Raw genomic sequence first — 13,945 nt, forward strand, 5'->3', positions numbered from 1 at the left:
TGGCAAGTGACAGATAAAACATAACCTGTGTCGTTATGTTTCGATTTATTGTGCTAATAGTAATTGTTAAACAATTTAACCGGCCTGCATCTGTCAACTTTGAGCAAACATGTTAATATAATGGCAGAATTTCACCCCTTCTTAACCATTCTTTAGCCATTCATCTGTTTAATATGACCCTCATATTTATATAGACGGCTGGTAATAGAAATAATAAAACAAGAGAGAAAAATTATGTCAGACCTTATTGTTAACACCACCGATGCAAACTTTGACCAAGATGTTCTACAATCAGACGTGCCAGTTTTAGTAGATTTTTGGGCAACTTGGTGTGGTCCTTGTAAAGCCATTGCGCCTATTTTAGAAGATTTAGCGACTGAGTACCAAGGTAAAGTTAAAATCGTTAAAGTCGACGTCGATAGTAACCCACAAGCGGCGAGCCGTTTTGGTATTCGTAACATTCCTACCCTGTTTGTCTTTAAAGACGGCGAAAAAGTCGATTCAGTGATGGGTCTACAGCCAAAAGCCGCATTAGCAGCCGTACTAGATAAGCATCTATAATCGTTTTTAGTAATTGTTTACTAAAAGGTTTTTATATAAAAATCGACACCGAAAAAGCTATTGTCTACAGCAGATAATGGCTTTTTTGCTGCTTTTCTGAGCAAAAAACGAGATTATACGAATTTTTTGGCAAAAATTATTGACAATGCCAGCTTGAAGCCCGTATAGTCTGCTGACAAGAGAAAACTAACCATTTTCCTAAGTGTCTTGTCGCTATTCTCCTCGTGTTTATCAACAAAAACACAATCGTCATTATAAAACACCACTACTGAACGCAATGACTAAACACAATTACTGATATTGAGTTTTTGACGCAGACTCTTATGTAGACTTCTTTATCTTTACCTCTTATGAGCGTGCCTGACTTTCTGGCAACGCGTCCATAAGCTGGCACGTAAAATCCAACCTACATAAACCCCAATGCTGTGCATATACCCGCTATCGCCCTATATCCGTTGTTTTAATCAATGTCTTGATTTGTGCTGATAATGGCATCTCTCATCTGATCAACTGCTAATGACCTATCTATGAATCTTACTGAATTAAAGAAAAAAACAATCGCTGAGCTATTGGCCATCGCCAAAGAAATGGGTCTTGATAATATGGCGCGTAGCCGTAAACAAGACATTATCTTTGCGATTTTAAAAACCCATGCCCGTAACGGTGAAGCCATTTATGGTGACGGCGTGCTTGAGGTTCTTCCTGATGGTTTTGGCTTTTTGCGCTCATCTGAAGGCTCTTATTTAGCAGGTCCTGACGATATTTATGTCAGCCCCAGTCAAATCCGTCGCTTTAGCCTCAAAACAGGCGACAGTATCGCGGGCACCATTCGTCCGCCAAAAGACTCTGAGCGTTATTTTGCGCTATTAAAAGTCGGTGAGATTAACTTTGATACGCCAGATCGCTCGCGTCATAAGCTGATTTTTGAGAACTTAACGCCACTATTCCCAACTGAGCAATTAAAGCTCGAACTTGGTAATGGCACAACCGAAGATTTGACCGGTCGTATCATTGACCTGATTGCCCCAATTGGTAAAGGTCAGCGCTCAATTATCGTTGCACCGCCAAAAGCCGGTAAAACCATGCTGCTACAGACCATCGCGCAGTCAATTACCCGTAATAACCCCGAATGTTATTTAATCGTACTCTTGATTGATGAGCGTCCAGAAGAAGTCACCGAGATGGTGCGTACGGTACGCGGTGAAGTGGTTGCTTCTACCTTTGATGAGCCGCCACAACGTCACGTCCAAGTGGCTGAAATGGTTATCGAAAAAGCCAAGCGTTTGGTTGAGCATAAACAAGACGTGGTCATTTTACTGGACTCTATTACCCGTCTTGCCCGCGCCTATAACACCGTGATTCCATCATCGGGTAAAGTATTGACCGGTGGTTTGGATGCCAATGCCCTTGAGCGTCCAAAACGCTTCTTTGGTGCGGCGCGTAACGTTGAAGAAGGCGGCAGCTTGACCATTATTGCCAGTGCACTTATTGATACGGGTAGTAAAATGGACAGCGTTATCTTTGAAGAGTTCAAAGGAACCGGTAACCAAGAGATTACCCTTGAGCGTGATTTGGCGGAAAAACGCGTCTTCCCAGCCATTAATATCAAAAAATCAGGCACACGTCGCGAAGAGCGCCTGCTTGATGAAGATAAATTGCGTAAGGTTTGGATTTTACGTAAGCTGCTTCAACCAATGGATGGCGTGCAAGCCACTGAGTTCTTGCTAGACCGTCTAAAAGAAGCCAAGACCAACGACGAGTTCTTTGAGCAAATGAAACGTAAATCACAAAACTAATTGATAGTCATTGTTTATTAAATTGATTAGATAGTGAATATGCAAACATAAAGACTGCCTTAGGGTGGTCTTTTTTTGCTTTTTAAATACTCGTTTAAAAACTTTCTCGCTATATAGTCGATTCCACTTAAAAAGAATATAGAGCTGTGGAGATAATCCTTAGAAACAGTTAGCGGACTTTCATTATAAATACAATAACTCCAAGCAAAAGCCCTACCAACGATACAGTGAAGCAACATACTTTACAGGTTATTTGCAAAGCTTAGCGTTTCTACTACGCCGCGATAGACATAAACGGGCTACTATGCAAAGTAGTACTAACATCACTAGATACATATTGTATTTTAAACTGTATATTGTATTTTAAATTTGACGACTTAATAGGTGATAATATGAAATTTGCTAAAACTTTTGCAATGACAGCCATTACTAGCTCAGCATTAATCATGACTGGTTGTAATACAGGCCCATACGGCAACGCAAACAACACCGTAAGAGGTGCTACTGCAGGCGCTGCTGCTGGTGCTCTAATCAGAAGTAAAGGCGATAGTAAAGACATCGCACGTGGTGCATTAGCGGGTGCTGCTCTTGGTGGCGCTGGTGGTTATATCTACGACCAAACCAAATAATATATTTTAGATAGCTATCAACAGACAGTTATCAAAATAAAAAGCCTGCAATTAAATTGCAGGCTTTTTTATGTTTATTTATTAAGCAATGAAGCAATACTTTTATAATCCTCACTATTTATCATGCTCTACTACTTATAGTGCCCCACTAAAAGTATCGCAAGATTGAATATTGCCACTCTCTAAACCACGGGTAAACCACTGAACGCGCTGTTGACTGGTACCATGAGTGAAATTATCAGGTACGACTGCCCCACCACTGGCACGCGCCAAGCGATCATCACCGATTTGACTGGCGGCATTGATGGCTTCATCGATATCACCGGCTTCTAAAAACTGCACGCGCTCTTGATTACGCTGTGCCCAAACGCCCGCAAAACAATCCGCCTGTAGTTCTTGTAATACCGACAGCTTATTGGCCTGTGCGCGCGTAACTTGACGACCGGCTTCATTTACTTGTTGGGTAATACCGAGCAAGGTCTGTACATGATGACCAACCTCATGAGATATCACATACGCTTGGGCAAAATCTCCGGCCTTCCCTTGGTTTTCGCTATCACCTGAGCCTTGCTCATCGCCTGTAATGCCTAAGTTTTGGCGCATCTCTACAAAAAACGACGTATCCAAATAAACCGTTTGATCACCCGGGCAATAAAAAGGTCCTGTTGCTGCACTGGCGCTGCCACAAGCGGAGCGGACTTGCCCATTAAATAAAATCAGGGACGGCTCTTTATAGGTACTGCCGGCCTCATTGAATATCTGATGCCAAACTTCTTCCGTATCCGCCAAGACTACTTTGACAAACCGTGTATCACGGTCGTCACTGGTCGCAGGCTCAGTAGAGGTACTACTGCCACCGCCTGCCACCACTTGACCGGTCTGTAGTGCAGTCATTGGGTTGACCCCAAACACTAACCATAAGATGCCAGCGATGATAATCCCGCCGATACCGCCACCGATCATCTTGCCGCCACCACTGCTTGTGCGTACATTAGAACTGCCGCGTCTGCCTTGCCATTTCATAAAATCTCTCCTAAAAAATACCATAGTCATCGCTATGCGTATCGTCGTTAGTCCTGTTATATAGTTATGGATATTTAATAATTTTAAGCTCAGTCCCTTGATTGCCTATTTTAATTAGCTATTTTTCATTTTTCATTTAGCCATTAACCGTAAAAAACGAGGTCGAACAACGCTTCTGATGTCGCTATTGTTTTGTTGCTAAGACTTCGTTTCTTACTACTTTTATAGACGGTTTTTATTGATAGCTTTTACGAATACTACCGCTATTTATACCCTGCTAATATTCATCATTCAATGGCTATATTTGATGATAATTGTACTGACAATAGGCCATAAATGGGTATAAACTAGCACCCTAGTCATGAGAGAAAACCTTTTATAGAAAAACCCTTAAATCGTACTGATGTCATTGATTATACGTCGATTAATTTGGCTTGTTGTATTAAAAGTTATATTAAGTAGACCATGTAAACCCCTATTTACAATTTTATTGTTACTTAATTGTACAAGCTCTTTCCATGCAGAAAGAAATCATATAGAATGCGTGGAAGCTGAGTAGCTGCGATTAATACTAGTTGAATTCTGAGACATCTCGGATATTCAACCTTTTTTGCTGCTACTGATCATTTCATTTTCCCGGAGAAAACCTTATGAACTTAAAATTACTTGCTCTAGCTGGTATCATGACTGCAACTATGGGCCTTACCGCCTGTGACAGCAACAAAGAAAACGCTGCTGAAGATTTATCTGACGCACAAGAAGAAGTGCAAGATGCTTCTGAACAGTTAGACGAAGCTGCTGCTGAAGGCGAAGCTGTTCCTGCTGATGCAGAAGCTGCTGTTGCTGACGCTGAAGCTGACATCGCTGATGCACAAGCTGCTACTGCTACTGACGAAATCGATGCTGAAGTACCTGTAGACGGTACTACTACTAGCGTTGACGTAGCTAGCGAAACTCCTGCAGTAGACGCAGCTGACGAAGTTGTAGTTGAAGAACCAGCTCAGTAATTTTTATTTTTCATAATAAAAATACTGTAGTAAAAAAAAGAGAGCTTACGCTCTCTTTTTTTATGTCTGTTATTTAGGATTTTATCAGCGCTTCAAAGGTTAGGTAAAAAATGCGTTAGGCTATGGTGCTAAATAACATTGACTACCCTATCTTGTAAATCATTTGCTTTATAAATCTAAAAAGCCAATAGAATGACTTTCATCATCGCTATTGGCTCAACAGAGTAACTTATTAACAAAGTTTACTCATCAAATAAACGTTCATCGACCTGCTGACGAAATTTTTGACCGGTTTTAAAGGTAACCACACGGCGCGCAGACACCGCAACAGGCTCACCTGTCTTTGGGTTACGACCGGGACGGCTGTTTTTATCTTTCAGCTCGAAGTTGCCAAAGCCTGAAAGCTTGACCTCTTTGCCATCAATCAAACTCTCTGACAATTCATCGAAAAAGTTCTCCACCAAACAGCGGCCTTCTTGGCGTGTCAGGTTAAGATGACTCATCAAATGCTCAATCATGTCAGATTTGGTTAAGGTGCTCACAGTACGACTCCTATGCTATGTCGTGATGTCGAATATCATGGTTTAGCGGTATGAGGATTAATGTTAGCTATTATAAAGGTTTTTTGCCGTCATTTTAATAAAGTCTGCAATAAAATCCTTTATTAATAACCACTTAACTTACTTTATGCCTAAAACTTTCTATCAGGTAATCTTTTTCATCAATAGCAAAGCGCCATAGCCTCGCTTATGAGGAGGCTATGGAGGATTTTATATTTTTAGGATTAGATATTAGCTGTCACGCAACTGCGCAGCGTGCTGTTCGGTTAGGGCTTGCACTACCTTATCGGTCGCTGTCTTTACCGCTTCATCAGAGAGTGTCTGTGTTCTGTCTTGCCATATCAGCGCAAAAGCTAATGAACGTTGACCCGCTGGCACTTTATCACCTTGATACACATCAAATAGCCACATATCTGTCAATAACTCACCAGCTGCCGCGCGTATCGTCGCGTCTAACGTCTGTAAGCTAATATCGCTATCGACTAAGATGGCAATATCACGGCGTACTTGCGGGAATTTGCTTGGCGTGGTGATGGTATGCTGTTCACGTACAAGGGTTAATAATGGCGCAAGTGATAATTGAGCCACCCATGTAGCTGGCAAATCCAATTGTTTAGCGGTATTAGGATGCAATTGACCCAACCAACCGACATACTGATCATCGATATAGAGCTTGGCACTTTGACCCGGATGTAAGAAAGCTAGCTCACTACGCTCATAGCGGATACGCGCACTATCTACTTGCGCAGGTAATAACTGCTCAATATCATGCTTCAAATCATAAAAGTCTAATGCCCGGTTTTGATACGCTTGCTCGTCCCAAACATCGCCGACTGCTACTAACGCAATACTTGGCGTTTGTACCAATTCGCTAATGCTTTGACCGACAAAACTGAGACCGGTTTCAAAGAAGCGCACGCGCGGCTGCTGACGATTGAGGTTATATTGCACACAAGGCAACAAGCTTGACAGCAAAGTACGGCGCATTACCGCTAAGTCGCTAGAGATAGGATTGGCCAGTGCCAACACTTCTCCTAACGCTTTATCATCAAGCAAGGCTTCTATTTTTGCATCACTAAAGCTAAAGCTAATCGCTTCCATATAGCCATTATCGACCAGTGCCAGCTTCATTTGATGCGTTAAGTCTGCGGTATCGTCATAATCCATGCTGACTTGCAAATGCGGCAAGACGCTTGGAATATTATCATAGCCATAGATACGCGCAATCTCTTCGATTAAATCCTCGCGGATACTCATATCAAAGCGATACGATGGCGGCGTGCAAATCAGGCTATCTGCTTGCTGCTCTACCTCAAAGCCTAATTGATTCAATATACGTACCATCACTGCTGGTTCAATCTCAATACCAATGACATCACGTACTTTAGTGAGTGGCAAGGTAATGGGCGCGCGTGCTGGCAGGTTTTCAGTACTTTCTGCTCTTACTATTTGCCCTGCTTGACCGCCAGTAACGCTAGTAATCAAATCACAAGCGCGTGCCAGTGCTAGCTCTGGCAATTCAAAATCGACACCACGCTCAAAGCGTTGTGAGGCATCAGTATGCAGACCAAAACGGCGTGCACGTGCAGCAATAGCAAGCTGGTTAAAGAAGGCGCTTTCTAAGACGATATTGGTGGTGCTATCAGTAACGCTACTGCGTTGACCGCCCATGATACCCGCGAGCGCAAGTGCGCCTTTATCATCAGCAATGACCAATTCATCACCCGTTAGAGTAATGGTTTGCTCATTTAATAAGGTAATGGTCTCGCTAGGCTCTGCCAAACGTACAACGATATCACCAACAATGGTATCGGCATCAAACGCATGTAGCGGCTGACCCAATTCCATCAACACATAGTTTGTCACATCGACCAAAAAGTTATGCGAGCGTAATCCCGATTGGACTAGTGCATCTTGCATCCACTTTGGGGTGTCGATGCTACGATCAATATTACTGATTGATTGTAAAAGATAGCGTGGGCACGCCTCAACCGTACTGACTGTCACCGCTGGCGTTGCGCTGTTATCAGTAGCTGCTACATTGGCAGGAATTTCAGGCTGCTGCATCGGCAAATCGTTAATCACTGATATCTCGCGCGCAATACCACGTACGCTAAAGCAATCACCACGGTTTGGGGTGATAGAGATATCTAGTATCTGATTGTCTAAACCTAAATACTCACGGATATCCATACCAATCGGTGCATCAGCTGGCAATTCAAGCAAACCATCGATGCTATCGGTTAAATCAATTTCAGACGCACCGCAAAGCATACCGTTAGAGTCGACACCGCGTAGGTTACCGTTTTTAATTTCAAAACCTGCACCATTATCAGAGGGCAAAATGGCACCAACGGTCGCAACAGGCGCTTTCATACCGACCGTTACATTGGGCGCACCGCAAACGATTTGTAACGGTTCAGATGCACCAATATTCACCTGCGTAACGCGCAGTTTATCAGCATCTGGATGCTGTTCAACGCTGATGACTTCACCAACAACCACACCACTAAAGGCACGGGCAACCGCAAAGCGATCATCAATCTCTAGCCCTGCCATGGTGAGTTGTTCGGCCAATTGCTCACTGCTATTGTTGGGATTTACCCATTGACGTAGCCACTGTTCGCTAATTTTCATAAATATCTCGGATCAGAATTTTATAATAAAGATTTTGAATTAAAGGTTGGACTATTAACCTGTCATATTAACAAGGAGCACTTTTTATATAAACAAAGAGCACTCTAGCCAAACTGTTTTAAGAAGCGTACGTCGTTTTGGAAAAACAAGCGCAAATCGTCGATACCGTAATATAACATCGCAAAGCGCTCAATACCCATGCCAAAAGCAAAGCCGGTGTATTTATCGCTATCAATACCGCAGTTAGTCAGCACCTGTGGATGCACCATACCGCAGCCCATGACCTCAAGCCATTTACCATTATCATCGAGGATATCGACTTCAGCAGAAGGCTCAGTAAACGGGAAAAATGACGGACGGAAACGCACGGTCAATTCTTTGGCAAAAAACGCTTCTAAAAACTCACTAATCAAGCCTTTTAGCTCAGCAAAGGTACTTGACTCAGTAACCATTAAGCCTTCTAGCTGATGGAACATCGGCGAATGGGTTTGGTCCGAGTCATTACGATAGACGCGACCTGGGCAAATAATACGAATCGGCGGCTCGTTTTTTTCCATCGTGCGAATTTGCACCGGACTGGTATGCGTACGCAGTAAATAATGCGCATCAAAATAGAAGGTATCGTGCATCGCACGTGCTGGATGATGCGAGGGAATATTAAGTGCTTCAAAGTTATAGTAATCACTCTCAACTTCAGGGCCGGTAGCGACATTAAAACCCGCTTGAATGAAATACTGCTGCATACGCTGGGTAATCATCGTCACTGGATGCAAATGACCTTTTTGACCACCGCGAGCAGGCAAGGTGATATCAATGCTTTCGCTTGCAAGCTTAGCATTTAATGCCGCCACTTCTAGCTGCTGCTGCTGCGCCGTCAATGCATCTTGAATACGGCTACGGACTTGATGTAACCAGCCACCGTAAGTTTTTTTATCATCGCTGCTAAGTTTGCCCATCTGCTTTGACCAGCCAGTTAAGGGGCTCTTTTTACCCGTCAATTGCACCCGCAAATCTTGTAATAAGCGGACATCATTGACTTGTAGGATTAAGGCTTCAGCGGCACTGGCAAACTCAATCAGCTGGGCTTCAGTTAGCTCGCTCAGTTCTGAGGATAAGGTCGGTAGCGCCGACAAATCGGTGGTAGCAGCAGGGGTAGTCATAAGACGCATTCTTCCTGATTTAAACGGACTATTAATTATAGTGATAGGTAATTGTAGGGATTTGACCAAATATTGCAAACCATTTACCCATTCATTTTAATATAAGGGCGTGTGATATGAATGGCTTGAATATTTAGACAATAAGAAGTGCAAGTTCAGATAAAGCAGGTTACCGCTTAGCGGTGATAAACTGACCATAAAATAATTTAATATAAAAAAAGCCACCGACCAGCGGTAGCTTTTATTAATATCGTACTATTAATCAATATTAGTCCTATCCATTCAAGTAATCAAAAAAGCTGAATACCTAAAGGACGGTTAATATTTAGGCCAATTCCGCTTTTGCTTTTTCAACCAAGGTGGTGAAAGTCGCTGCATCATGCATAGCGATGTCAGCAAGTACGCGACGATCGATTGCAATGTTAGCTTTTTTCATGCCATTGATAAAGCGGCTATAGCTTAAGCCGTTTAAGCGTGCACCAGCATTGATACGTGCAATCCAAAGACGACGGAAAGTACGTTTTTTGTTGCGACGGTCACGATAAGCATATTGACCAGCTTTGGTCACTGCCTGTACCGCTACGCGGTAAACACGTGAACGGGCACCGTAGTAGCCTTTTGCGCGCTTTAAGATTTTTTTGTGACGGCGATTTGCCTGTACACCACGTTTTACACGGGCCATAAATTACTCCAAGATATTTTTAATCATTATTAAACGAATCACGATGTCATTAATTAATAGACACCGTTATCAGATTGCAAAGTCAGATATTTTTAACTCAGTCGCTATTTATTAATTAAACAGCGCTTAATTAAAGATAAATGACGATAGCCTTATTAGATGTATGGGCACATACGACGAACTGCTGCTTCGTCAGACTTGTCCACCATCTTAAGACCGCGCAACTGGCGAATACGCTTAGCTGATTTCTTGGTCAAGATATGGCTTTTGAATGCTTGCTTACGCTTAAAGCCGTTCGCTGTTTTTTTGAAGCGTTTAGCTGCACCGCTTCTGGTTTTCATCTTAACTTTCATGATGATTTGCCTCTTTGTCTTTGATAGAACCTGGTCGTCAAATAGTCAATAACGAATAGTGGCTGTAAAAACAGGCACTAAACCTCTATTTGCCTCGAGGTGGGAGGCGTCATTTTAACAGATCATGCGCAGTTTTGCCAAGGAAAGTTTCAGCTCGGTTTATCGTATGTTGTTCTTTCTAATCACAAATACCATGGCGCTTATTTTAAGTAGTTAAACCTTGGTCTTTAGCCACTTAAAACACAAGCTTCGAAATAGAAACTAAGCTATACAAACTTAATAAAACTAAGGTTAGCTGAGTCTAATTTACAATTATTATTTTATCAAAATCCCGCTCAGGTATAATTGTGCTTTATTTACTGCTTTAACATATTGAATGTCAGCCTAAGCTGTGTTTAAGTAGAGAGTGAACACTGATAAAGCGCTCTCATAAACGATAGATAGGCTAAATGACTTCATAAGCTTCTTTTTATTGATGAGTGCTTTTTATTAAAACCTATTTTTTATTATTAATTAGTTTGTATGACTAATTACTTTCTACTTATAAGACGATAGACGATGACTTTACCTGCTTGGCTTGCTGCCGTAAATTTTAATGCTGATGGTTTGATTCCTGCAATTGCACAAGATTATGTGTCAGGGCGTATTTTGATGATGGCGTGGATGAACGCCGAATCCCTACAATTAACCGCGCAAACGCAGACGGCGGTGTACTTTTCGCGTTCGCGTGGCAAGTTATGGCATAAGGGCGAATCTTCTGGGCATACCCAGCGCGTGCATGATATTCGTCTAGATTGCGACGCCGATGTGATTGTCCTTAGCGTCACTCAAGCCGGTGGTATCGCTTGCCATACCGGCCGCGAGTCTTGTTTTTATCAGCGTTTGGATTTGTCAGGGCAAACACCTGAATGGCAAACAGTCGATAAAGTATTGAAAGATCCTGCAGAGATTTATCAGACAAACGCCGCAGCAAAAGCCACGCCTGAAATTAATGAAGCGCCGTCTCAAGATGTAATGCATTCAGACACCCATCAAAATAACAGCCTTGCTACCACTCATTCTATTTTGCAGCAGCTTGATAAAGTATTGGCCGAGCGCAAACAAGCGGATGCTGATAGCTCATATGTAGCAAGCTTATACGCCAAGGGTTTAAATAAAATATTAGAAAAAGTCGGTGAAGAAAGTACAGAGAGCATCATCGCTGCTAAAGACTTTGCCAATTGCGATGAAAGCACTGATAAAACCCAATATGACGAAGCGCGTCATGAGCTTATCTATGAAGTCGCTGATGTCTGGTTCCATACTTTAGTAGGTTTGGCTTGGTTCGATATCGAGTCAGAGGCGGTATTAAATGAATTAGGTCGACGCTTTGGTCTCTCAGGTATTGATGAAAAAGCGGCGCGCTAGCGTTTTTTAAGCTTAGCCATTACCCTGTTTGATTATTGTTGCTTTCACCTTTTTGTCATAACGGCAGGTTATAATAGTGTGACGTGTTACTTCGCATAAGCTGTCGATAGATTTTGTGTACGACAGCAATATTCTATACACTCAACGTATTCCTATAAAGACTGAAAACCAAGACATAAGGATAGCATTATGGGCAGTTTTTCCATTACGCATTGGCTGATTTTATTGGTGGTGGTGGTTGTCGTATTTGGCACCTCCAAACTAAGAAATGCCGGTAAAGATTTGGGCGGCGCGGTCAAAGGTTTTAAAGAAGCCGTCAAAGACGAAAATACTGAACATGCCAAAAAACAAGTGGTGCTCGACCATGATGGCAAAGCACACCCTGAAGAGCGCCCAACAACCACTAAGGTTGATGACAAGCATAATGTATAGCATCTAGACAGTGACATCGGAACATTATGTTTGATATCGGGTTTTCTGAATTATTGCTTTTTGGCGTCATTGCCTTAATCGTTTTGGGGCCAGAAAAACTGCCCCAAGCGGCTCGTACCGCTGGACAATGGTATGCCAAAATTCGCCGCACGGTTTCTACCTTGCAGTCTGAAATCGAAGCGGAACTTGACTTAGCTGAGACGCGCCAGCAAATGCAAAAAGAGCTGGCCAAAATTCGCCAAACGGAAGCAGAAATGCGCCGTGAAATGGCAGAGATGCGCGGCAGTATGCAAGAGTTTGAATCCTCGCAGAATCAGCATCTAAAAGCAGCACATCAGCCTACAACCGATAAAGTGGATAACATAAACAATAAAAACGATGGTGAAAGAGGCGATAATTCGCCCGCGGCGCCAAAAGAGTTTGACTATGCCTATGACAGTGATGGGTCAGATAAAAAGTCAAAAGAGCCTGAACTTTCAGAGACTCAAGGTAATGATGATAGCGACACTCAACACATCACTACACAAACAACGCAAAGCAACATTCAAAATATCAGCACCAAACCATGGGAAAATATGTGGTTCCGTCTGGGCGCTTATGATAAAGCAAGGCGTCTGCCGCAAGCGCCCTATTTACCCAATTATAAAGCCGACATTTTATTAAACAGCCCTGTCAACCATTTGAACAGTCCTTTACCCAAACAGGCTTCTGTTAATAAGCAGGAGAATGATTAGTGGGCTTATTTAAACGTAAAAAAAGCCGCCAAGAAAAAATAATGGATGCAGATATTAAGGCTGCAACAGAAACCCTTGATAGTAATACCGATAGTGAGAACGTCGATAACAGTAAGGTCGATAGTAGTACTGTCGATAACATTAATGTCGATAGTAATAATGAGGACTCTGGCGATATCTTAAGCTCACTGGGCGATATGCCGATTACCGAGCATTTGATTGAGCTACGTCGGCATCTGATTAAGATATGCGTCGCGGTATTGGTGATATTTTTAGCCTTGGTCGGATTTTCACGCGAGCTGTATGATTTTTTATCTGACCCATTGGTTGCTCAGTTGCCCGCCAACTCGACGATGATTGCGACCGATATCACCTCTAACTTTATGGCACCGATACGCTTGACCATATTTGTCGCGGCCTTTTTTGCCATGCCGTATATTTTGTATCAAATCTGGTCGTTTGTCGCACCCGGTTTATATAAAAAAGAGAAAAAAGTCGCCATTCCTGTACTGATGTCCTCGATATTTTTATTTTATGCGGGCGTGGCTTTCTCTTATTTTATTGTACTCAAAGGCGTACTTAAGTTTTTTATCATGTTTGCGCCGCAGAACGTCTTGCCGATGACAGATATCGACAGTTATTTAAGTTTTGCGCTCAAATTATTCATGGTATTTGGGCTGACGTTTGAGATTCCGGTGGTCACCTTACTATTGATATTGGCGGGTGTCGTCTCCATTCAGAGCTTAGAAGATAAACGCCGTTATATTATCGTCGGCTGTTTTGCCGTTGCAGCGGTCGTTACACCGCCTGATGGCGTGTCAATGTTGATGCTCGCGATTCCGATGTGGTTATTGTTTGAGCTGGGATTATTTTTAGCAAAAATTTTAATCAAAGAAGAGCGCAGCCTTGATGCAGCAGACGATATAGAATTGAAGAAAGAATAGCTCTACTTATCAGACACTTA

14 protein-coding genes are annotated in these 13,945 nt (G+C 42.6%); 8 read left to right on the forward strand and 6 right to left on the reverse strand.

What is annotated here, in order from left to right:
* Positions 1 to 234: 234 nt before the first annotated feature.
* The 3 genes from trxA to JMX50_RS09220 all read left to right on the forward strand — a co-directional run bounded on the left by trxA (position 235) and on the right by JMX50_RS09220 (position 2,986).
* A complete protein-coding gene (gene trxA / locus JMX50_RS09210; protein ID WP_149490841.1) occupies positions 235 to 561 on the forward strand; it encodes a thioredoxin in 327 nt (108 codons plus the stop codon).
* A gap of 527 nt (positions 562 to 1,088) precedes the next feature.
* A complete protein-coding gene (gene rho, locus JMX50_RS09215) occupies positions 1,089 to 2,357 on the forward strand; it encodes a transcription termination factor Rho (RefSeq protein ID WP_149490840.1) in 1,269 nt (422 codons plus the stop codon).
* Between the two features lie 392 nt (positions 2,358 to 2,749).
* Positions 2,750 to 2,986, forward strand: coding sequence for a hypothetical protein (locus JMX50_RS09220; RefSeq protein ID WP_201563623.1), 237 nt, complete (start codon positions 2,750 to 2,752; stop codon positions 2,984 to 2,986).
* Positions 2,987 to 3,121: 135 nt separating this feature from the next.
* On the opposite strand, the gene JMX50_RS09225 is transcribed toward JMX50_RS09220, so the two are convergent.
* Positions 3,122 to 4,009, reverse strand: coding sequence for a neutral zinc metallopeptidase (locus JMX50_RS09225; protein ID WP_201629322.1), 888 nt, complete (start codon positions 4,007 to 4,009; stop codon positions 3,122 to 3,124).
* Between the two features lie 650 nt (positions 4,010 to 4,659).
* Here JMX50_RS09225 and JMX50_RS09230 point away from each other — a divergent pair.
* Positions 4,660 to 5,016, forward strand: coding sequence for a hypothetical protein (locus tag JMX50_RS09230; protein WP_201629323.1), 357 nt, complete (start codon positions 4,660 to 4,662; stop codon positions 5,014 to 5,016).
* A gap of 242 nt (positions 5,017 to 5,258) precedes the next feature.
* Here the strand turns inward: JMX50_RS09230 and JMX50_RS09235 are convergent, their stop codons facing one another.
* From JMX50_RS09235 to rpmI, 5 genes are all read right to left on the reverse strand, one after another.
* Positions 5,259 to 5,558: an integration host factor subunit alpha gene (locus tag JMX50_RS09235; RefSeq protein WP_079692789.1), complete on the reverse strand. Its 300-nt coding sequence runs from the start codon at positions 5,556 to 5,558 to the stop codon at positions 5,259 to 5,261.
* A 249-nt stretch (positions 5,559 to 5,807) separates the two neighbouring features.
* Positions 5,808 to 8,213: a phenylalanine--tRNA ligase subunit beta gene (gene pheT / locus JMX50_RS09240; protein WP_201629324.1), complete on the reverse strand. Its 2,406-nt coding sequence runs from the start codon at positions 8,211 to 8,213 to the stop codon at positions 5,808 to 5,810.
* A gap of 104 nt (positions 8,214 to 8,317) precedes the next feature.
* A complete protein-coding gene (gene pheS, locus JMX50_RS09245; RefSeq protein WP_201629325.1) occupies positions 8,318 to 9,373 on the reverse strand; it encodes a phenylalanine--tRNA ligase subunit alpha in 1,056 nt (351 codons plus the stop codon).
* Between the two features lie 325 nt (positions 9,374 to 9,698).
* Positions 9,699 to 10,055, reverse strand: a complete 357-nt coding sequence (gene rplT / locus JMX50_RS09250) for a 50S ribosomal protein L20 (protein WP_201629326.1) — start codon at positions 10,053 to 10,055, stop codon at positions 9,699 to 9,701.
* Positions 10,056 to 10,210: 155 nt separating this feature from the next.
* A complete protein-coding gene (gene rpmI, locus JMX50_RS09255) occupies positions 10,211 to 10,408 on the reverse strand; it encodes a 50S ribosomal protein L35 (protein WP_011281253.1) in 198 nt (65 codons plus the stop codon).
* 558 nt (positions 10,409 to 10,966) lie between these two features.
* On the opposite strand from rpmI, the gene hisIE reads away from it, so the two are divergent.
* From hisIE to tatC, 4 genes are all read left to right on the forward strand, one after another.
* Positions 10,967 to 11,815 (forward strand): bifunctional phosphoribosyl-AMP cyclohydrolase/phosphoribosyl-ATP diphosphatase HisIE, encoded by an 849-nt coding sequence (gene hisIE, locus JMX50_RS09260; RefSeq protein WP_201629327.1) that lies wholly within the window; start codon positions 10,967 to 10,969, stop codon positions 11,813 to 11,815.
* 189 nt (positions 11,816 to 12,004) lie between these two features.
* The gene (tatA, locus tag JMX50_RS09265) at positions 12,005 to 12,247 is read left to right on the forward strand and encodes a Sec-independent protein translocase subunit TatA (RefSeq protein ID WP_201563635.1); all 243 of its coding nucleotides are present in this window, start codon (positions 12,005 to 12,007) and stop codon (positions 12,245 to 12,247) included.
* Between the two features lie 26 nt (positions 12,248 to 12,273).
* Entirely contained in the window at positions 12,274 to 12,981 is a 708-nt protein-coding gene (tatB, locus tag JMX50_RS09270; RefSeq protein ID WP_201629328.1) for a Sec-independent protein translocase protein TatB, read from the forward strand.
* Positions 12,981 to 13,925, forward strand: coding sequence for a twin-arginine translocase subunit TatC (gene tatC, locus JMX50_RS09275; RefSeq protein ID WP_201629329.1), 945 nt, complete (start codon positions 12,981 to 12,983; stop codon positions 13,923 to 13,925). Before tatB ends, tatC begins: the two co-directional genes overlap by 1 nt.
* Positions 13,926 to 13,945 lie beyond the last annotated feature (20 nt).

This window comes from Psychrobacter maritimus, assembly GCF_904846345.1.
GTDB lineage: Bacteria > Pseudomonadota > Gammaproteobacteria > Pseudomonadales > Moraxellaceae > Psychrobacter > Psychrobacter maritimus.

What these genes read in the sequence shown, in the direction of transcription:
- rho (WP_149490840.1), top strand. Translation starts at nt 1,089, where the DNA reads ATGAATCTTACTGAATTAAAGAAAAAAACAATCGCTGAGCTATTGGCC.
- trxA (WP_149490841.1), top strand. Translation starts at nt 235, where the DNA reads ATGTCAGACCTTATTGTTAACACCACCGATGCAAACTTTGACCAAGAT.
- hisIE (WP_201629327.1), top strand. Translation starts at nt 10,967, where the DNA reads ATGACTTTACCTGCTTGGCTTGCTGCCGTAAATTTTAATGCTGATGGT.
- rpmI (WP_011281253.1), bottom strand. Translation starts at nt 10,408, where the DNA reads ATGAAAGTTAAGATGAAAACCAGAAGCGGTGCAGCTAAACGCTTCAAA.
- pheT (WP_201629324.1), bottom strand. Translation starts at nt 8,213, where the DNA reads ATGAAAATTAGCGAACAGTGGCTACGTCAATGGGTAAATCCCAACAAT.
- JMX50_RS09225 (WP_201629322.1), bottom strand. Translation starts at nt 4,009, where the DNA reads ATGAAATGGCAAGGCAGACGCGGCAGTTCTAATGTACGCACAAGCAGT.
- tatB (WP_201629328.1), top strand. Translation starts at nt 12,274, where the DNA reads ATGTTTGATATCGGGTTTTCTGAATTATTGCTTTTTGGCGTCATTGCC.
- rplT (WP_201629326.1), bottom strand. Translation starts at nt 10,055, where the DNA reads ATGGCCCGTGTAAAACGTGGTGTACAGGCAAATCGCCGTCACAAAAAA.
- tatA (WP_201563635.1), top strand. Translation starts at nt 12,005, where the DNA reads ATGGGCAGTTTTTCCATTACGCATTGGCTGATTTTATTGGTGGTGGTG.
- pheS (WP_201629325.1), bottom strand. Translation starts at nt 9,373, where the DNA reads ATGACTACCCCTGCTGCTACCACCGATTTGTCGGCGCTACCGACCTTA.
- JMX50_RS09230 (WP_201629323.1), top strand. Translation starts at nt 4,660, where the DNA reads ATGAACTTAAAATTACTTGCTCTAGCTGGTATCATGACTGCAACTATG.
- JMX50_RS09220 (WP_201563623.1), top strand. Translation starts at nt 2,750, where the DNA reads ATGAAATTTGCTAAAACTTTTGCAATGACAGCCATTACTAGCTCAGCA.